The sequence below is a fragment of the Streptomyces sp. YIM S03343 genome, assembly GCF_054729195.1.
Map to the genome: position 1 here is coordinate 955,216 of NZ_JBPUKX010000002.1, position 17,750 is coordinate 972,965.

A 17,750-nucleotide genomic window follows, 5' to 3' on the forward strand; every position below is an offset into this window, starting at 1 on the left:
GCCTCCGGCGGAGGGTAGGCGGGCCCGGGTTGGCCCCGACACTCCCTGGGGGCTGCGCCCCCAGACCCCCTGAAGACCAGCCCCTCCGGCGTTTGAGGAGCGGGGGTACGGGGGCGGAGCCCCCGCGACGGGAACGGGAAGGGGCGGCGGGGGCGAAGACTCAGGCGCAGGCCGACAACGGCGAGTTGCCCAGCGCCGGTACCGGGCGGATGCAGCCGACCGGGAGGCCGCCGCCGAGGAGTGGGGCGCCCGTGAAGGGTTCGAGCAGGGCCGGGTCCACGCCCGCGTGGATCAGGGCCGCCGCCGTGACCGGGACGCGGGCCCGGTCGGCGCCGTCGGCGATCTTGACGGCCACGGCGCGGCCGTCCGGCAGGGCGGCGACCTGGACGCCTTCGAAGCCGTCCTTGGCCAGCAGCCCCGGCACGGCCCGCATCAGCGCGGCGACGTCCCGCCGGGAGCCGGAGGCCAGTTCGGGGTGCTCGCGCATCGCGTCGGCCACCAGCGCCTCCGGGGTGCCGGGCGGCGCGGACGCGATACGGGCGGCGGCGCGGGCCAGGCCGTGCAGGGACACCGCGAACAGAGGTGCCCCGCAGCCGTCCACGGTCACGTGGGCGAGGCGCTGTCCGGTGAGGTCCTCGACGATCTCCGCGATCGCCTGCTGGAGGGGGTGGGCGGGATCGAGGTAGTCGTCCAGGGACCAGCCGTTGAGCCTGGCCGTGTAGAGCATCGCGGCGTGCTTGCCGGAGCAGTTCTGGGCGAGCCGGGACGGCGGGCGGCCCTCGCGCACCCAGGCGTCCCGCTCGACCGGGTCGTAGGGCAGGTCGGGCACGTTGCGCAGGTCGGTCTCGGTGAGTCCGGCCAGTTCCAGGACACGGCGGGCGCCGGCGAGGTGGTGCTCCTCGCCCGAGTGGCTCGCCGCGGCCAGCGAGAGCAGGGCGCCGGAGAGCGGGAGCCCGGCCCGCACCATGGCGACGGCCTGCAGCGGTTTGAGGGCCGAGCGCGGGTAGAAGGCGGCCTCGGGGTCGCCGAGCCGGAGCAGGACCTGGTCGTCCGGGCCGAGGACGACCACGGAGCCGTAGTGGACGCCCTCCACGACCCCGCCGCGTACGAGGTGGACGACCGGCGCGTGGCGGGGTTCGCGGACGGGCGGCACGGCTGAGGGGTGCGTGGGCTGCGTGGTCTGCATGGGCGTCCGCTTCAAGGGGTCACTGGTCACGGTCACTGCTGGGTGGCGGGGCGGCGGCGGACGATCTCCGTCAGGGTCGACTCCACCCGGTCCAGGTGGTGGGTCATGGCCTCCACCGCGTCGTGCTCGGAGCCGTCGGTCAGTGCCTCGACGATGGCCCGGTGCTCCCGGGTCGACTGCTCGCGCCGGTCGCCCAGTTCGTTGAGGAACGCCGACTGGCGGGCCAGGGCGTCGCGGATCTCCTCGATGACCCGGCGGAACACGGGGTTCTGAGCGGCCTCGGCGACGGCGAGGTGGAAGAGGGTGTCCATCGCGACCCACGCGGTGGTGTCCGTCTCCCGCTCCATGCGCTCCAGCAGATGGCCGAGCCGGTCCAGGTCCTCGGGGGTGCGGCGCAGCGCCGCGTAGCCGGCGACCGGGATCTCGACGTGGCGGCGCACCTCCATGAGATGGGCGGCGGTGTAGTCGCCGAAGGTGGGGTCCTCCACCGCGTCCGCGACGACGAAGGTGCCCTTGCCGGTCCGGGAGACGGTCAGGCCCATGGTCTGGAGGGCCCGCAGGGCCTCGCGCAGCACGGGTCGGGAGATCTCCAGCGTGCGGCACAGCTCCGCCTCGGAGGGCAGCTTGTCGCCGATGGCGTACTCGCCGTTCTCGATGGCGGCGCGGAGGTGGGCGAGCACCGCCTCCATGGCGCTGATGCGACGGGGGGCGACAGGCCCACCTGTCTGGCTGTCTGACAGGTTAGGGGTCACAAGGGGGATGGTGCGGTTCTCAGCACGGTCGTGTCAAGACGGGGCACCGCAGTACAGACGGGGCACCACAGCCCTCGGGGGTGTGCGGCCCGGTGGAACGGGCCGCACACCCCCGAGGGCGGGACGGTCTACGGCTCAGGCGTTCAGCACGCCCGTGCCCAGCAGCCCCAGCAGCAGCGCGCCGATGATGATCCGGTAGATCACGAACGCGTTGAAGGAGTGCTTGGCGACGAACTTCAGCAGCCAGGCGATCGAGGCGTAGGCGACGACGAAGGAGACGATCGTGCCGACGGCCAGCGGCGCGGCGCCCACTCCGGCGCCGAGGGCGTCCTTGAGCTCGTAGATACCGGCGCCGGTCAGCGCGGGGATGCCCAGGAAGAAGGAGAGACGGGTCGCGGCGACGCGGTCGAGGTCCAGGACGAGCGCCGTGGACATGGTGGCGCCGGAGCGGGAGAAGCCGGGGAAGAGGAGGGCCAGGATCTGCGAACTGCCCACCCACATGGCGTCCTTGAAGGTGGTGTCGTCCTCGCCCCGCTTGTGGCGGCCCATCTGGTCGGCCGCCCACATCACACCGGATCCGACGATCAGCGACCCGGCGACCACCCACAGGGAGGCCAGCGGGCCCTCGATGAGCGGCTTGGCGGCGAGACCCACGACCACGATCGGGATGGTGGCGTAGATGACCCACCAGGCGAACTTGTAGTCGTGGTGGTAGCGCTCGCGCTTGTTGAACAGGCCGCGGAACCAGGCGGAGACGATCCGCACGATGTCCTTGAAGAAGTACAGCAGCACGGCGGCGATGGCGCCGACCTGGATGACCGCCGAGAAGCCGACGACGGCGTCGTCGTCGACGGGGATGTTCATGAGCCCCTCGGTGATCTTCAGATGTCCGGTGGAGGAGACGGGGAGGAACTCGGTCAGCCCCTCCACCACACCGAGGACGGCGGCCTGACCGACGTTGATGACGCTCATGGGATCCAGTTCTGAGGAGGTGAGTTGGTCGACAGTGTTGTAGACAGTCTGAGGACACTTCTTACCAGGAAGAGCTCTCGGGTGCCTACGCCCAGAGCGCCTGGGCGATCGCCGCTCCGGCGAACGCGGCGCCGAGACCCGCGAAGACGCTCCCGACGACATTGGCCGCGGCGTAGAACCCCGCCCCGGTCTCGGTCAGGCGCAGTGTCTCGTACGAGAACGTGGAGTATGTCGTCAGGGCGCCGCACAGGCCCGTTCCCACGAACAGCTGGAGGTGCGAACCGGCCGCCCCGGCCGACACGGCGCCGGTCAGCAGGCCGAGGATCAGACTGCCGGTGACGTTCACCACGAAGGTGCCCCAGGGGAAGACCGAATCGTGCCGGGACTGCACCGTGCGGTCGGTGAGATACCGCAGCGGGGCGCCTATCGCGGCCCCCGCCACGACCAACAGCCAGTTCACAACGAGCTCTTACCCTTCGCGTCCGTTTCGCCGGGACTGCCCTCCGGTGCGCCGCCGCCGCGGCCGACGTAGCGGATGACCTCGCAGTCGTCGAGGATGACCAGACCCTCGCCGACCAGCTCGTCGAGTCCGGGCAGGAAGGCCCGCACCCGCTCCTCCGTGTCGACGATGATGATCGCCACCGGCAGGTCCTCGCTGAGCGACAGCAGCCGCGAGGTGTGGATCAGGGACGAGGCGCCGAAGCCCTCGATACCGCGGAAGACGCTGGCCCCGGCGAGGCCCGCGCGGTGGGCCCGGTGCACGATCTCCGAGTAGAGGGGCTTGTGGTGCCAGGTGTCGTTCTCGCCGATGAAGATCGTCACGCGCAGGGCACTGCCGGTCAGCCTCGTCATCGCTGCCTCCAGGTCAGAACGCGGCGGGTCGCCGCCACGGCCAGCCACACCGCCGCCAGCGCCGCGAACAGAGTCGCGGCCAGATACGCGAGCCCGGTGCGGGCATGGCCGGAATCGACCAGTTTCTGGATGTCGACCGCATACGTCGAGAAGGTGGTGAAGCCGCCGAGCACCCCGGTGCCGAAGAACGGCCGTACCAGCCGGTGGGCGGCCCACACATCGGTGATGATCACCATGAACACGCCGATGACGGCGCAGCCCAGGACGTTGATCCACAGCGTGGTCCACGGGAACCCGCCCGCGCCGGCCGGCAGCCACAGACCGGCCGCGTAGCGGGCCGTGGCGCCTATCGCGCCGCCGAGCGCGACCACCGCGACCACGGGTGCCTGGGCGCGCCAGGCCGGTCGCCGCGGGGGTCGGGGCCGCACACGGAGGCTCTCGGTCTCCGGGGCTGTCATGGTCGTACGTCTCCTGCCTCGGCCCCACCCGCCATGCCTCACGGGGTGATCTTGGCCGGGCAACAGGGTACCGCCGCGCGCGGGCCCGGGTCACTTCGCGGGGGACGCCCGCGGACCGGTCCGGCACACCGCGAAGGAGCCTCCGGCGCGTGCCGCCGGAACCGGACGTCGCGACCGGGTCAGCGGCGGGCCGTCATCCGGGCCGGGGCCATCCGGGGCACCGGCACCCCCGCCCAGCCCTTCTCGAACATGCCCGACACCTCGGAGATACGGCTCTCGTCGCGCCGGTAGAAGGTGTGGTTGCCGATGTCCTTGCTGCTGAGCAGTCCGAAGGCGGTGAGCACGGTGAGGTGGGTCTCGGCGGTCCCGCGGGACACTCCCAGCTTCTGGGCGACGGCCTCGGAGGTGACGCCGTCCGTCGCCGGATCGCCGTGTTGCTGAGGATGCGGGAAGTGGGTGGCAGGGTCCTTCAGCCAGTCCAGGATGACCACTCGGGTCTCGCTGATCGGGATCCTCAGCATTCGCGTTCCCCTCCATTGGAGCCGCTCACGTACCGCGCGCCGGGCGGGCCCGTAGGGTGGTCCGCGCCGCGTGCCTTCACTCTCTCGTGCCGGGGGGCCTCGGCGCCCGGGCCTCCGTGGCCCTTGACCGGGGCCGAACGGCCTTGTGGCCGGGGACCGCCGGGGTCCCGAGGTGTAGGACAGGGTCCTGATGGGTACTGCGGGGGCCCCAGGCGTACACCTGGGGACCTCCGGGAGTACTCCTGGAAGCCCGGACGTACACCTGACCGGGCCCGCCGTCCGTCACGGCCAGTTCCCCCGTCAGTGACGGCTGGTCCCGTCGGCCGCAACGGACGGGGCCCGGCCGCATGCGCACGACCGGGCCCCTGAGCCGCACCGGGTCACTCACCCACCAAGGCGTGACCGGGCGGCGGTCAGCGGTGGCTGAACCAGGACATCGACGTGAGTGCCTTGTCGTCGAAGCCGAACAGCGCCTGGTTCTCCCAGCCGTTGCCGGAGGTGGCGTCGGTCGGGTCCCAGCCGTTGCCGGTGACGGCGGTCCAGGTGGCCTCCCAGTAGAAGACGCCGAGGCCGCGGCCGTTGGGGACGGCCTCCACGATGCTCGCCACGTCGTTCATCCACTTGGTCTGCCCGGCCACCGTCGCCGGGTAGCCGGAGACCAGCTCACCGGTGGTGTCGATCTGGTTGACCAGCGAGTCGTCGCTGTCCAGACGGAAGGGGTAGGCCGTCTCGGCGACGAACACCGGCTTGCTGTAGCGGGACGCCGCGGCGTCGAGGGTGGTCTGGAAGTCGGACAGCGCGCCGTGCCAGTAGCCGTAGTACGACAGGCCGATCGCGTCGAACTTGATGCCGTACGTCACCGCGTTGTCGAACCACCACTCGGTGCCCGTCAGGTCACCGCCCTTGGCGAGGTGCAGCGCGACGACGGTCGACGAGCTCACCGCCTTGGCCGCGGAATAGCCGGAGTTGAGCAGTCCGGCGAGCTGCGACCAGTTGGAGGTGGAGCCCTCGGACCACAGCATGCCGCCGTTGATCTCGTTGCCGATCTGGACCATGTCGGCGGTGGTGCCCTGGGCCTTGAGCGCGTTCAGCACGTCGTACGTGTGGTTGTACACGTCCGTCTTGAGCTGGCTGTACGAGTGACCGGACCAGGCGGCCGGCTTGGTCTGGCTGCCGGGGTCGGCCCAGGTGTCCGAGTAGTGGAAGTCGACCAGCAGCTTCATGCCCTGCGCCTTGATGCGCTTGGCCACGGCCAGCACATGCGCCTTCTCGTTGTAGCCGTCGGCGGGGTTCACCCACACCTTCAGCCGGGCGTAGTTCATGCCGTACGACTTGAGGATGGCGACGGCGTCGCCGGTGCTGCCGGATGCCGTCTTGTAGACGCCGCCCTTGGCCTCGCTCTTGGCGAGGGAGGAGATGTCGGCGCCGTGGATCGACGTGCTGGTCGAACCGGAGGTGAAGGTCAGGTCGTCGACGTTGATCCAGTTGCCCGCGTTGGCGTCGCTGTAGACGCTGATGGTGCACTGGTTGTTCGTCACGGAGACTGGCACGACGATCCGGATCCAGCCGCTGGACGAAGTCGGCAGATTGGTGCGCTGCTCGGTGCCGCCGCAGTTCTTCAGCGCGAGGTAGGCGGAGTTCTGGCCGCCGCCGGAGCGGACCCAGGCGGTCAGGTGGTAGGAGCCGTTGGTGAGCCCCGACAGGTACTGGTAGGTCTCCACCTTGTAGGCGGCGGACGAGTAGTGGCTCAGCCGGTAGCTCCCGGAGTGCCCGCCGGCCTCGGTGTACGAGGCGCCCGTGTCGCCGTACTCGGACCAGCCGCTCGGCAGGCCCGTGCCCGCGCCGTCGGACTCGAAGCCACCGTTGGTGAGGGTGCTCGCGGCCTGGGCGGTCTGGGCCGGTAGCGCGGTGAGGGCGAGTCCGGCCAGGAGCGGAACCAGCAGGGCTCTGATGGTGCGTCTGGGGTGGAACGTCATCGTCCGTCGTCCCTTCGACGTGAATGGGGATGGGTGCCCCCGGGGCGGTGCCGCGGTCGTGCGGTGCCCCGGGGGCGGGCCCCTCGGCCCGCGCTGGTGCCGCGGCGGGCAATGTTTGCCCGTCAAGGAGCGGCGTCCGGTGCGTGCTCTCGGTGTGCCGGCCGGAAGACCCCCGTCGATGGACCGGACGTACTTGGGCTTTCGGCCGGTGCGGCGAGAGGGCGTGCCGGGCGTCGCGACGGGGCGAACGTTGCCTGTCGCGGCACTGACCGGCCGGATCGCGGGCGGAGGGGAGTCGGCTCAGCCGTCGAGTCGTACGACCCGTACGGCTCCCGCGGGGACCGCGAGGCGGCCCGCGGCACGTTCGCCCGTCAGCAGCTCGGTGCCGGGCGCATCCAGCGGCACCTTGGCGTCGGCGGCGCTGTGGTTGATCGCGAACAGGTACTCGCCCCGCTCTCCGGAGCGCCGGACGACCTCGACGTCGTACGGCAGATCGGTGCGCGGCGCGATCCCGGCGTCCTCGGCGGCGGCGCCGAGCACGGTGTCCAGGGCGGGCGCGTCGAGACGGGTCGACACGTACCAGGCGGTGCCCTTGCCGCGCGTGTGGCGGGTGACCGCGGGGCGGCCCGCGGCGAGCCCGTCGCGGTACGTCCACACGGTCTCGGCGCCGCGCGGCACCACGAACTCCGTCCACACGTCGCCGCTCAGCTCGGCCCCGCCGGGGCCGGTGAGCCGCACCCGCTCGCCCTGGAGCAGCGGTGAGAACTCCTCCACGGTGAGGCCGAGCACGTCGCGCAGCGGGCCGGGGTAGGCGCCTTCGTGGACGGCGTCGTGCTCGTCGACGATGCCGGAGAAGTACGACACCACGAGCGTGCCGCCGCCCTCGACGTACTCGGTGAGGTTGTTCCCGGCGGCCTCCGTCATCAGGTACAGGGCCGGTACGACGACAAGGGGATACCTCGACAGGTCGGCTTCCGGGTGGGCGAAGTCGACGGTGAGGTGGCGGTCGTAGAGCACCTCGTAGAAGGCGTCGGCGCGCTCGCGCGGGTCGTGGTCCTCGCTGGGGTGCCACGAGAGGTTCTGCGCCCACCAGGACTGCCAGTCCCACAGGACGGCCGCGTCGGCGCCGGTACGGGTGCCGCGGACCGTGCTCAGCGAGTCGAGGGCGGCGCCCAGCTCGACGACCTCGCGCCACACACGGGTGTCGGTGCCGCCGTGCGGCAGCATCGCCGAGTGGAACTTCTCGGCGCCGTGCCGGGACTGGCGCCACTGGAAGAACATGGCGCCCTCGGAGCCGCGCGCCACATGGGCCAGCGAGTTGCGGGCCATCTGTCCGGGTGCCTTGGCGGGGTTGCGGGCCTGCCAGTTGACGCCCGAGGTGGAGTGCTCCAGGAGCAGCCAGGGGGCGCCGCCCGCGACGGAGCGGGTGAGGTCGGCGGCCATCGCGAGGTTGACGTGGGTGCGGCGGCCGTCGGTGATCAGATAGTGGTCGTTGGTGACGATGTCGACCTCGCGGCCCCAGGCCCAGTAGTCGATGGAGTCGCACTGGCTGAGGGCGGTCATGAAGTTCGTGGTGACCGGCACCCCCGGGGAGAGGCGGTGCAGGATGTCCCGCTCGGCGGTGAAGTTCTCCCGGATGGTGGCATCGGCGAACCGCCGGTAGTCCAGCGCCTGCCCGGGGTTGCCGACGGTCGGGGTGGCGCGCGGCGGGTTGATCTGGTCCAGGCCGGTGTAGTGCTGGCCCCAGAACGCGGTGCCCCAGGCCTCGTTGACCGCCTCGACGGTGCCGTAGGTCCTGGCCAGCCAGCGGCGGAAGTGGGCGGCGCAGGAGTCGCAGTAGCAGGCCGAGACGGGGACGCCGTACTCGTTGTGCACGTGCCACATCGCCAGCGCCGGGTGGTCGCCGTAGCGTTCGGCGAGCCGGGTGGTGATGGCCGCGGCGGCGGCGCGGTAGTCGGCGTTGCTGTGGCAGATGGCGCCGCGCGAGCCGAACTCCTGGCGCACCCCCTCGGCGGTCACCGGCAGCGCCTCGGGGTGCGTCCGGTAGAACCAGGCGGGCGGTGCCACGGTGGGGGTGGCGAGGTCGACGCGGATGCCGTTCTCGTGCAGCAGTCCGAGGACCCGGTCGAGCCAGCCGAAGTCGTACTCCCCGGGAGCGGGCTCCAGCAGCGCCCAGGAGAAGATCCCGGCGCTCACCATGGTGACGCCGGCCTCATGCATCAGCCGGACGTCCTCCTGCCAGACTTTTTCCGGCCACTGCTCGGGGTTGTAGTCGCCACCGAAGGCGAGCCTGGTGAGGCCCTTGGGGCTGGTCTTCGGCATGGATCTCTCCCGTTGATCGATCATATGGGAACGTTCACACACAGCGGCGGCGGTGTCGTTCCAACATAACCGCACAGCAACAACCATTGACAAGTGTCCGGGATGTTTCTCTACTGTGAACGCTCACAGACGCAAGACGGCGCCTCACGACAGTCGAGGCTGCCGTTCTGCGCGGGCCCGTGACCGGGCCCGGAGCTGTATGGCAGGTCCTCCGCACAAGGCGGAGGGCCGAGGTCAGGGGAGAGATCCATGCCGAACACCCAGCGCCCGCGCCTGTTCAGGAGCGCGGCATCCGTGCTCGCCGTTACACTCGGCGCCACCGCCCTCGCCGGCTGCGGGTCGAGCGACGACAGCAAGTCCGAGTCGGGCCCGGTGTCGCTGACGTACTGGTCCTGGGCGCCCGGTATGGACAAGGTCGTCGACCTGTGGAACAAGGGGCCGGGCAAGAAGCAGCAGATCACCGTCACGGTGAAGAAGCAGGCGTCCGGCGACACCCTGGTCACCAAGATCCTCACCGCGCACAAGGCGAAGAAGGCCCCCGACCTGGTCCAGGCCGAGTACCAGGCGCTGCCGACGCTGGTCAGCAACGACGCGCTGGCCGACATCTCCAAGGAGGTCGCCGGTGTGAAGAGCAAGTTCGCCGACGGCGTCTGGCAGCAGACCACGCTGGGCACGGACGCGGTCTACGCGGTGCCGCAGGACATCGGGCCGATGATGTTCTACTACCGCGCGGACCTGTTCAAGAAGTACAACCTCACGGTCCCCACCACCTGGGAGCAGTTCGCCGAGACCGCGCGGAAGCTGAAGAAGGCCTCGCCCGGCACCGACCTCACCACCTTCTCCGCCAATGACTCCGGGCTGTTCGCGGGCCTCGCCCAGCAGGCCGGCGCCAAGTGGTGGACCACCTCCGGCGACAAGTGGAAGGTCGCCATCGACGACGCGGCCACCCAGAAGGTCGCCAAGTTCTGGGGCGGCCTGGTCAAGGAGGGCGTCATCGACAACCAGCCGATGTACACCCCGTCCTGGAACAAGGCCCTGAACACCGGCAAGCAGATCGCCTGGGTCAGCGCCGTGTGGGCGCCCGGCACCCTCACCACGGCCGCGCCGGACACCAAGGGCAAGTGGGCCATGGCCCCGCTCCCCCAGTGGTCGCAGACCGAGGACGTCACCGGCAGCTGGGGCGGCTCCTCCACCGCCGTCACGACGGACTCCGCGCACAAGGATGCCGCCGCCAAGTTCGCCGCGTGGCTGAACACCGACGGCGACGCACTGAACGCCATGGCCAAGCAGAGCGGCATCTACCCGGCGTCCACCTCCGCGCAGTTGTCCGGCGCCTTCTCCAACCCGCCGGCGTACTTCTCGAACCAGGCGGACTTCTACACCAAGGCCGCCCAGATAGCGAAGACCACCGCGCCCTCCGCGTGGGGCCCGAACGTGAACGTCGCCTACGCCACCTTCAACGACGCCTTCGGCGCCGCCGCCAAGAACAAGTCGGACTTCGTCACCGCCCTGCACAGCATGCAGGACGCCACCGTCGCCGACATGAAGAAGCAGGGCTTCGGGGTCTCCCAGTGACGCGCACCACCCGCCGGAAGCCGTACGGGGTCAAGGGGGCCCCGTACGCCCACCCGTCTCCCACCACCACCCTCAAAGGAGCGCTTCGCGCGCCCTACTTCTTCCTCGTTCCCGCCACCATCCTCTTCGCCCTGTTCTTCGCGCTGCCCATCGGCTACGCGGTCTATCTCAGCTTCCGCAAGGTGCATGTCTCCGGCCTCGGCCTGGGCTCGGGCGCCCGGCACGAGATCTGGGCCGGCCTGGAGAACTACTCCGACGCCCTCGGCGACAACGAGTTCTACAACGGCGCGCTGCGCGTTCTCGGTTACGGCTGCATCGTCGTCCCGGTGATGCTGGGCCTCGCCCTGGTGTTCGCCCTGATGCTCGACACCGAGCGAGTGCGGCTGGCGCCGTTCTCCCGGCTGGCGATCTTCCTGCCGTACGCCATCCCCGGTGTGGTGGCGGCGCTGCTGTGGGGCTTCCTCTATCTGCCCGACGTCAGCCCGTTCTACTACGTGCTGGCGAAGCTGAACATGCCCCAGCCCAACCTGCTGGACGGCGGGCCCCTCTATGTCGCGCTGTCCAACATCGCGGTGTGGGGCGGCACCGGCTTCAACATGATCGTCATCTACACCTCGCTCCAGTCCATCCCGGCCGAGGTGTACGAGGCGGCCAAGCTGGACGGCGCCACACCGCTGCAGATCGCGCTGCGGATCAAGATCCCGATGGTGGCGCCCTCACTGGTGCTGACCTTCTTCTTCTCGATCATCGCCACGCTCCAGGTCTTCAACGAGCCGACCACCCTGAGGCCGCTCACCAACTCCGTCCAGACGACCTGGAGTCCGCTGATGAAGGTGTACCAGGACGCCTTCCACAAGGGGGACATCTACTCGGCCGCCGCGGAGGCCACTCTGATCGCGATCGCCACGCTGGTGCTGTCCTTCGGCTTCCTGCGGGCCGCCAACCACCGCAACAAGCAGGAGGCGCGATGAGCTCCCTCGCCGTCACGAACGCCGGGTCCGCCGCGGACACCGCACCCGGCACCGCGAGCCGCCCGCCGCTGCGCGCCCGGATCGCCATCGTGCCCACCGTCACGCTGCTGCTCGGTGCCATCTACTGTCTGCTGCCGGTGGCGTGGGTCGTGATCGCGTCCACCAAGTCCGGCCGCGAACTGTTCTCCACGTTCACCTTCCTGCCCGGCTCGGGCTTCGTCGGCAACATCAAGGATCTCAACGGCTACCGCGGCGGCGTCTACTGGAAGTGGATGGGCAACTCCGCCCTCTACGCCGGCCTCGGCGCCCTGCTGTCGACGTGCGTGTCGGCGTTCAGCGGCTACGCGCTCGCCACCTACCGCTTCCGGGGCCGCGAGACGATGTTCAACGTCCTGCTCACCGGGGTGCTGATGCCGCCGGTGATCCTGGCGATCCCGCAGTATCTGCTGCTGGCCAAGGCGAACATGACCGACTCCTATCTGTCGGTGCTGCTGCCTCAGATCCTCTCCCCCTACGGCGTCTATCTCGCGCGGATCTACGCGAGCGCCGCGGTCCCCGCCGACGTGGTGGAGGCCGGGCGGATGGACGGCGCCGGAGAGTGGCGGATCTTCTCCAGGATCGCGCTGCCCATGATGATCCCCGGGCTGGTGACGGTGTTCCTGTTCCAGTTCGTGGCGGTGTGGAACAACTTCCTGCTGCCGTTCATCATGCTCAGCGACGACGAGAAGTTCCCGCTCACGCTCGGTCTCTACACCCTGCTGGAACAGGGGTCCAACACCCCCGCGCTCTACACGCTGGTCATCACCGGCGCGTTCCTCGCGGTGCTCCCGCTGGTCGCCCTGTTCCTGTTCATCCAGCGGTTCTGGAGCCTGGACCTGCTGTCCGGGGCCGTAAAGTCGTGAGCATGAACCAACCGGGGGGCCGGCGGAAGCCGCCGACGATCCATGACGTGGCGCGTGAGGCGGGTGTCTCCCGGGGCACCGTCTCCCGCGTTCTCAACGGTGGGCACTACGTCAGTCCGGCCGCCCAGGAGGCCGTCAACGCGGCCATCCGCAGGACGGGTTACGTCGTCAACCGGCACGCCCGCTCGCTGATCACCGGCCGCTCCGACTCCGTGGGCTTCCTGCTGACCGAGCCGCAGGAGCGGTTCTTCGAGGATCCCAACTTCAATGTCCTGCTGCGCGGCTGCACCCAGGCGCTGGCCGCGCACGACGTGCCGCTGCTGATGATGCTGGCCGGCACCGAGGACGAACGGCGGCGCATCATGCGGTACATCACCGCCGGGCACGTCGACGGGGTGCTGCTGGTCTCCAGCCACTCCGGCGACCCGGTGGCGCAGGAGCTGCGCGAGGCCGGGGTGCCGCTGGTGGCGTGCGGCAAGCCGATCGGGCTGGGGTCCAAGGTCAGCTATGTGGCCGCGGACGACCGGGACGGCGCGCGCGAGATGGTGCGCCATCTGGTGGCGCGGGGGCGCAGCCGGATCGGTGTGGTCACCGGTCCGCTGGACACCCCGGGCGGTGTGGAGCGGCTCGCCGGGTACAAGGAGGTGCTCACCGAGGCCGGTATCGGGGTCGACGAGAAGCTGGTCGTCTCCGGGGACTACAGCCGGGCCAGCGGTGAGGCGGGTGCCGAGCTGCTGCTGCAGCGGGCGCCTGACATCGATGCCGTGTTCGTCGCGTCCGACCTGATGGCACAGGGTGTGCTGACCGCGCTCCGGCGGGCCGGGCGCCGGGTGCCCCAGGACGTCGCCGTCGGCGGCTTCGACGACTCCCCCGCGGCCGTCTCGGCCAGCCCGACCCTCACGACCATCCGCCAGCCGTGGGACCGGATCAGCACGGAGATGGTGCGGGTGCTGCTCGCGCAGATCGGCGGTGAGGACCCTGCGGCGGTCATCCTGCCGACGGAGCTGGTGCGGCGGGAGTCTACGTAGGCGCTCTGCTGGGGGTGCCGCGATGTGTCGGCTGGCGGCTGCCGTCTGCCGTCTGCGGCGCCGTCGTGGCTGGTCGCTCCCCCAAGCTCTCAACTTCGTTCGAGCAGGGAGGTACCCCCATCGCGGCGGAGCCGCAGATCGGCACAGCCCCGCGCCCCTTCAGGGCGCGGCCGGAGCCGTCGGTGGTGGTGGGGACCGGGGTCAGCAAGGCAGTCAGGACGGTCAGGATTCGAGAAGCCGTGCGGCGTCGTCCCGGCCTAGCGTGAGAGGACCGGCAGCGAGTGTTGCCGGTCCCAGCCTCAAAGCCTCTGCGAGGAGCACGCCATGACCACCGGTCTCCAGACGATCATCTACCCCGTCAAGGACATCACCCGGGCTAAGGCCCTGTTCGGTGCCCTGCTCGGTGTCGAGCCCTATGCGGACGAGCCGTACTACGTCGGCTACAAGGCCGCCGGGCAGGACGTCGGCCTCGACCCGAACGGGCACGCCAGGGGCATGACCGGACCGGTCCCTTTCTGGCACGTCACCGATCTGCGGGAGCGGCTCGCGGCCCTGCTCGACGCGGGTGCCGAACTGCTGGAGGACGCCCGGGACGTCGGCAACGGCAGGCTGATCGCCTCGGTGAAGGACCCCGACGGCAATCTGATCGGTCTCCTCCAGGACCCGCCCGCCTGAACCGTGCCGCAGGTCCGGGTCCCGCTGCCCGCACAGCTGTTCGTTGCACACTCAACGGCCGACCGGGGCGGTGTTACCGTGCGGGTATGGACGTGGACACCGCCGGCAGCGGCACCCGGCTAGAGGAACGGTGGCGGGACATCCTGTCCGTGCATGCCCGCACCATGTGCGAGATCGACCGGGCCCTTCATCCCCACGGCCTGGGCGCCAGCGACTTCGAGGTCCTCGACATCCTGGCCGCCCAGTCGCCCCACGAGGGCGACCAGTGCCGGGTGCAGAACCTGGCCGGACGGATCCACCTCAGCCAGAGCGCGCTGTCCCGGCTGATAGGGCGGCTGGAGAAGGACGGTCTGGTGGCGCGCTCCGTCTGCGCCGAGGACCGCCGCGGGGTGTGGGTCGCCCTGACCGGCAAGGGCCGCGCCCTGCACGCCGAGGTCCTCCCGGTGCAACGGGCGGCGCTGGTGCGGACGCTGGCGCCGTCCGAGGTGTCCTGACCGGCCCCACCCCCGCTTCCCCCGCGTTGTCGGATCACCCGGGTACGCGCGGTACGTGTCAGACACGCCTTAGATCATGAACTCGTCGCCGTCCAGGAGGACTTCGACCCCGGCCGCGGCCACCTGTTCGCGGGCCGCGGAGGCGGGGTCGAGCAGCGGGTTCGCGCCGCCGAGGTGGGTGTAGATCCGCCGGGGTGCGGGATGGCGGGCGAGTGCGGCGAGGGTGCCGTCAGGTCCGGTGACGGGCAGCGGGCCCGGCTCCCGCCGCCGTCCGGAGGGGCCGCGTGCGGGACCGCCCGTCCCACCCGTCTCGCCCATCCCGCCCATCATCTCGTCCGTCTCGCCGGCCGTGAAGCGGGTGCCGTCGAGCAGGATGCAGTCGGCGTCGGCGCACAGGTCGTCGAGTTCCTCGTTCCAGACGGCCACACAGGGCGCGTAGACGAGCACCCCGCCGGTGACCAGGTCCTCGACGCGGTACGCCGTCAGCCAGCGGTCGTCCGCGATGCGCGCCGGTACGTAGCGGGGCGCGGCGGAGCCGACCGGGTGCGCGGTGGCGACCAGTCCCCCGGCCAGCACGAAGCCGCCCTCGGCGAAGGCGTCGTACCAGTCCCAGGGGGCGTAGCGGTCGAGCGGCGCGCGGGCCGGGGCGAGGGTGGCGAGAACCGGTGGGGCGGCGTAGATCTTCAGGCCCGCTCCGCCGCGCAGCTCGCCGAGCCCTCCGATGTGGCCCGGCCCGGCGTCGGTGAGCAGCACGCCGCGCAGCGGGGTCCGGGGCCCGGGGACCGGCCACAGGGCCGAGGTGGCGGTGAGCTGGGAGCGGATGTCGGGCGAGGCGTTGAGCAGCCACCAGTCACGGCCGTTGCCGGTGAGGGCGACGGACTCCTGGGTCCGGGAGGGCAGTTTGCCGTCCCGGGCGGCGGCGCACAGCGCGCAGACGCAGTTCCAGCGCGGGAATCCGCCCTCGGCGGCCGTGCCCAGAAGGACGACCCTCACGTGTGCCCCCGCCTCTTTCCGGTCCAGGTCCCCGCCCCCGGCAGGGGTCTACCCCTCTGGAGCCGTCCGGACCGACCCGTGGCAGGGCACAGTTCCGGCCGATCTCCGCCGGGCTGCGGGGTGAGGCGGCGGGAAGCGGTGGGCTCGGGACACGCGCCGTGTCACGGCCGGGCGAGCAGGGTGCGGACGCCGTCCGCGGTGAGGGTGAGGCCGTGCTGTGAGCTGCCGTCGATGGTGAGCGCCAGGTCTCCGGCGGGCCACTGGGACGCGAGCGCGCCGAGCGGCACCAGCCGGTAGCGGGAGACGAACGGCAGCAGCTCGACCATCTCGGCCTCGGTGGTGAACACCGGCACCACCTGCTCACCGCCCGGCTGCTCCAGCACGGGCAGCGCGACCGCGGCCGGGTTGTGCGCGTCCTCCTCGGCGACGTCGTCCGGCACGGGCACGAGGACCTCGCTGCCGGCGAGGGCGTCCAGCGCCGCCGTGTCCTCGGTGTTCTCGGCCAGCACGTCCAGCGCCCGCTGGGCCGGAGTGGGGGCGGAGTTGTTCGCGGGTGTGTCCATGGCAGATCCCCTGATCGCAGCGGTCGTAGGGCTCACCCGGTACCCACGGCGGTCCCGGGCGGGGCCACGTTCGCGTACCCGGCCGTCCGCGGACCATGCACATCCGGCCGCCCCGGACTCGGGTGCGGCGCGTGAGCATGCTGACGACAGTGTTGACACTCACGGATACGACCCCGCCCCCACACCTACGGGTCCCGGATGCCGTAGGAGTCGGGGGCGGGGAAATATGCGGCCTGAGTCGTGTCGTGATGACAGTTGCTGACAGGTGCTGACAGGTGCTGACAGATCCGTGGCACATGATGTGCCGGTCGATATGACTGATGACGGTGTGTCGTGTCGTGTCGTGGCAGATGACGGGGTCGCCGTGGCCCGGCCGTCGGCGACCGGATGGCCGATTCGGGTGTCGTGGGTGGATGTGGCCCGGCCGGGGAGCCGGCTCGTACGGTGTGTGCGGGACCCCAGCGGGGTCGTGTCCGTTCGTGCGGCTAGGTGTGAGACACATCTCCCCGGGGCGGTTCGGCATTCATGGAGCACACCTCCATCCGTCACACGACGCGGCCGTTGTGTTCGCCCCGGGGGTCGAGGCAGCGCGGGCGCCGATCCGGTGGGACGGGGGAACCACGATGGCCGAAGCCGGAGCTCGCGCTGGTTCAAGGATCGGCCGACACCGCCCCCGGCGAGAGGGACGAACGGTTCCCGCTATGGGACCTTTGGCCACTTGAGACCGACCGCAGCAGGACTGAGCTGCCCTTTTGTGAGAGACGCCGGGGCGGAGACGGGAACTGGTGGCCGTGGCCCGCTTCAGTCGCAGGTGTCAGAGGCGTCGGAGGCGTCGGAGGTGTCGGAGGCGTCGGAGGTGTCGGAAGTGTCGGAAGTGATGAACCAGGTCGGTTCGTCGGAGAGTGCCTGCTTGATACGGAACTGCTGGCGCTCGTCCAGGGCGGGCAGCGCGTCCAGCCGGAACCAGCCGACCTCCAGGGACTCGTCGTCGTTGACGTGCGCCTCGCCGCCCACGGCACGGCAGCGGAAGGTGATGTCCATGAACTGGCAGCGGTCGCCGTTGGGGTAGGCCACCTCCCGCCCTGATCTGACCAGGACGACGCGTTCCGGCACGCAGTGCACACCGGCCTCCTCGTACACCTCCCGTACCGCGCAGTCCGCGGGCTGCTCGCCGGGGTCGGGGATGCCGGAGATCACGGTCCACTTGTGGTTGTCGGCGCGCTGGCCGAGCAGCACCCGGCCGGCGTCGTCAAGAACGACGGCGCTGACGCCGGGCATCCACAGCAGTTGGTGGCCCGCCGAGGCCCTGATCTCACGGATGAAGTCGGGAGTAGGCATGCTCCGACCCTAGGGCCTGTCCGGCGGATCATGCCGGAGACGCGGGGGCCGGCACGCGCATCTGCCGCGTTGTCGTCACTCGCCGACTCCCCCGAGTTCTCGGCTGCGCTCGAACAGGGGGGACCCCCATCGCGTCGACTCCCTCCTCCGCCTTGCAGCTGCACGCACCAGC

The 17,750-nt window shown here is 70.7% G+C and carries 18 protein-coding genes; 6 read left to right on the forward strand and 12 right to left on the reverse strand.

Going from position 1 to position 17,750, the window contains the following annotated elements; translation table 11 throughout:
• Positions 1 to 160 precede the first annotated feature (160 nt).
• From ACSYGN_RS40045 to ACSYGN_RS40085, 9 genes are all read right to left on the reverse strand, one after another.
• Positions 161 to 1,186, reverse strand: a complete 1,026-nt coding sequence (locus ACSYGN_RS40045) for an asparaginase (RefSeq protein ID WP_460405567.1) — start codon at positions 1,184 to 1,186, stop codon at positions 161 to 163.
• Between the two features lie 32 nt (positions 1,187 to 1,218).
• Positions 1,219 to 1,875, reverse strand: coding sequence for a FadR/GntR family transcriptional regulator (locus ACSYGN_RS40050; RefSeq protein ID WP_460405569.1), 657 nt, complete (start codon positions 1,873 to 1,875; stop codon positions 1,219 to 1,221).
• Positions 1,876 to 2,073: 198 nt separating this feature from the next.
• A complete protein-coding gene (locus ACSYGN_RS40055) occupies positions 2,074 to 2,910 on the reverse strand; it encodes an undecaprenyl-diphosphate phosphatase (RefSeq protein ID WP_460405571.1) in 837 nt (278 codons plus the stop codon).
• Between the two features lie 85 nt (positions 2,911 to 2,995).
• Complete coding sequence (gene crcB, locus ACSYGN_RS40060) at positions 2,996 to 3,370, reverse strand: fluoride efflux transporter CrcB (RefSeq protein ID WP_460405573.1); 375 nt, start codon at positions 3,368 to 3,370, stop codon at positions 2,996 to 2,998.
• Entirely contained in the window at positions 3,367 to 3,762 is a 396-nt protein-coding gene (locus ACSYGN_RS40065) for a DUF190 domain-containing protein (RefSeq protein ID WP_460405575.1), read from the reverse strand. The genes crcB (ACSYGN_RS40060) and ACSYGN_RS40065 overlap by 4 nt, the downstream gene beginning before the upstream one ends.
• Positions 3,759 to 4,220, reverse strand: coding sequence for a fluoride efflux transporter CrcB (gene crcB, locus ACSYGN_RS40070; protein WP_460405577.1), 462 nt, complete (start codon positions 4,218 to 4,220; stop codon positions 3,759 to 3,761). The genes ACSYGN_RS40065 and crcB (ACSYGN_RS40070) overlap by 4 nt, the downstream gene beginning before the upstream one ends.
• Positions 4,221 to 4,399: 179 nt before the next feature.
• The gene (locus tag ACSYGN_RS40075) at positions 4,400 to 4,741 is read right to left on the reverse strand and encodes an ArsR family transcriptional regulator (protein ID WP_460405579.1); all 342 of its coding nucleotides are present in this window, start codon (positions 4,739 to 4,741) and stop codon (positions 4,400 to 4,402) included.
• Between the two features lie 413 nt (positions 4,742 to 5,154).
• On the reverse strand, positions 5,155 to 6,717 hold the full coding sequence (locus ACSYGN_RS40080; RefSeq protein ID WP_460405581.1) for a glycosyl hydrolase 53 family protein: 1,563 nt from the start codon (positions 6,715 to 6,717) through the stop codon (positions 5,155 to 5,157).
• A gap of 300 nt (positions 6,718 to 7,017) precedes the next feature.
• Positions 7,018 to 9,039: a beta-galactosidase gene (locus ACSYGN_RS40085; RefSeq protein ID WP_460405583.1), complete on the reverse strand. Its 2,022-nt coding sequence runs from the start codon at positions 9,037 to 9,039 to the stop codon at positions 7,018 to 7,020.
• A gap of 249 nt (positions 9,040 to 9,288) precedes the next feature.
• Here ACSYGN_RS40085 and ACSYGN_RS40090 point away from each other — a divergent pair, with 249 nt between their 5' ends.
• The 6 genes from ACSYGN_RS40090 to ACSYGN_RS40115 all read left to right on the forward strand — a co-directional run bounded on the left by ACSYGN_RS40090 (position 9,289) and on the right by ACSYGN_RS40115 (position 14,684).
• On the forward strand, positions 9,289 to 10,614 hold the full coding sequence (locus ACSYGN_RS40090; protein WP_460405585.1) for an ABC transporter substrate-binding protein: 1,326 nt from the start codon (positions 9,289 to 9,291) through the stop codon (positions 10,612 to 10,614).
• Complete coding sequence (locus ACSYGN_RS40095) at positions 10,611 to 11,585, forward strand: carbohydrate ABC transporter permease (protein WP_460405587.1); 975 nt, start codon at positions 10,611 to 10,613, stop codon at positions 11,583 to 11,585. The genes ACSYGN_RS40090 and ACSYGN_RS40095 overlap by 4 nt, the downstream gene beginning before the upstream one ends.
• Positions 11,582 to 12,487 (forward strand): carbohydrate ABC transporter permease, encoded by a 906-nt coding sequence (locus ACSYGN_RS40100; RefSeq protein ID WP_460405589.1) that lies wholly within the window; start codon positions 11,582 to 11,584, stop codon positions 12,485 to 12,487. Before ACSYGN_RS40095 ends, ACSYGN_RS40100 begins: the two co-directional genes overlap by 4 nt.
• Before the next feature lie 2 nt (positions 12,488 to 12,489).
• Positions 12,490 to 13,515: a LacI family DNA-binding transcriptional regulator gene (locus tag ACSYGN_RS40105; RefSeq protein ID WP_460405591.1), complete on the forward strand. Its 1,026-nt coding sequence runs from the start codon at positions 12,490 to 12,492 to the stop codon at positions 13,513 to 13,515.
• Between the two features lie 324 nt (positions 13,516 to 13,839).
• Positions 13,840 to 14,190, forward strand: a complete 351-nt coding sequence (locus ACSYGN_RS40110; protein ID WP_460405593.1) for a VOC family protein — start codon at positions 13,840 to 13,842, stop codon at positions 14,188 to 14,190.
• Positions 14,191 to 14,276: 86 nt separating this feature from the next.
• Positions 14,277 to 14,684 (forward strand): MarR family winged helix-turn-helix transcriptional regulator, encoded by a 408-nt coding sequence (locus tag ACSYGN_RS40115; protein WP_460405595.1) that lies wholly within the window; start codon positions 14,277 to 14,279, stop codon positions 14,682 to 14,684.
• Between the two features lie 69 nt (positions 14,685 to 14,753).
• On the opposite strand, the gene pqqB is transcribed toward ACSYGN_RS40115, so the two are convergent.
• From pqqB to ACSYGN_RS40130, 3 genes are all read right to left on the reverse strand, one after another.
• Positions 14,754 to 15,677, reverse strand: a complete 924-nt coding sequence (gene pqqB, locus ACSYGN_RS40120) for a pyrroloquinoline quinone biosynthesis protein PqqB (protein WP_460405597.1) — start codon at positions 15,675 to 15,677, stop codon at positions 14,754 to 14,756.
• Positions 15,678 to 15,838: 161 nt separating this feature from the next.
• A complete protein-coding gene (locus ACSYGN_RS40125) occupies positions 15,839 to 16,240 on the reverse strand; it encodes an SseB family protein (protein WP_460405599.1) in 402 nt (133 codons plus the stop codon).
• 801 nt (positions 16,241 to 17,041) lie between these two features.
• Positions 17,042 to 17,578: an NUDIX hydrolase gene (locus ACSYGN_RS40130; RefSeq protein ID WP_460405601.1), complete on the reverse strand. Its 537-nt coding sequence runs from the start codon at positions 17,576 to 17,578 to the stop codon at positions 17,042 to 17,044.
• Positions 17,579 to 17,750 lie beyond the last annotated feature (172 nt).

Bases quoted from the DNA above. Each gene is read 5' to 3' on its own strand.
- ACSYGN_RS40130 (WP_460405601.1), bottom strand. From the start codon at position 17,578: ATGCCTACTCCCGACTTCATCCGTGAGATCAGGGCCTCGGCGGGCCAC.
- crcB (WP_460405577.1), bottom strand. From the start codon at position 4,220: ATGACAGCCCCGGAGACCGAGAGCCTCCGTGTGCGGCCCCGACCCCCG.
- ACSYGN_RS40125 (WP_460405599.1), bottom strand. From the start codon at position 16,240: ATGGACACACCCGCGAACAACTCCGCCCCCACTCCGGCCCAGCGGGCG.
- ACSYGN_RS40055 (WP_460405571.1), bottom strand. From the start codon at position 2,910: ATGAGCGTCATCAACGTCGGTCAGGCCGCCGTCCTCGGTGTGGTGGAG.
- ACSYGN_RS40065 (WP_460405575.1), bottom strand. From the start codon at position 3,762: ATGACGAGGCTGACCGGCAGTGCCCTGCGCGTGACGATCTTCATCGGC.
- ACSYGN_RS40105 (WP_460405591.1), top strand. From the start codon at position 12,490: ATGAACCAACCGGGGGGCCGGCGGAAGCCGCCGACGATCCATGACGTG.
- ACSYGN_RS40050 (WP_460405569.1), bottom strand. From the start codon at position 1,875: ATGGAGGCGGTGCTCGCCCACCTCCGCGCCGCCATCGAGAACGGCGAG.
- ACSYGN_RS40115 (WP_460405595.1), top strand. From the start codon at position 14,277: ATGGACGTGGACACCGCCGGCAGCGGCACCCGGCTAGAGGAACGGTGG.
- ACSYGN_RS40080 (WP_460405581.1), bottom strand. From the start codon at position 6,717: ATGACGTTCCACCCCAGACGCACCATCAGAGCCCTGCTGGTTCCGCTC.
- ACSYGN_RS40110 (WP_460405593.1), top strand. From the start codon at position 13,840: ATGACCACCGGTCTCCAGACGATCATCTACCCCGTCAAGGACATCACC.
- ACSYGN_RS40085 (WP_460405583.1), bottom strand. From the start codon at position 9,039: ATGCCGAAGACCAGCCCCAAGGGCCTCACCAGGCTCGCCTTCGGTGGC.
- ACSYGN_RS40090 (WP_460405585.1), top strand. From the start codon at position 9,289: ATGCCGAACACCCAGCGCCCGCGCCTGTTCAGGAGCGCGGCATCCGTG.
- ACSYGN_RS40075 (WP_460405579.1), bottom strand. From the start codon at position 4,741: ATGCTGAGGATCCCGATCAGCGAGACCCGAGTGGTCATCCTGGACTGG.
- ACSYGN_RS40045 (WP_460405567.1), bottom strand. From the start codon at position 1,186: ATGCAGACCACGCAGCCCACGCACCCCTCAGCCGTGCCGCCCGTCCGC.
- ACSYGN_RS40100 (WP_460405589.1), top strand. From the start codon at position 11,582: ATGAGCTCCCTCGCCGTCACGAACGCCGGGTCCGCCGCGGACACCGCA.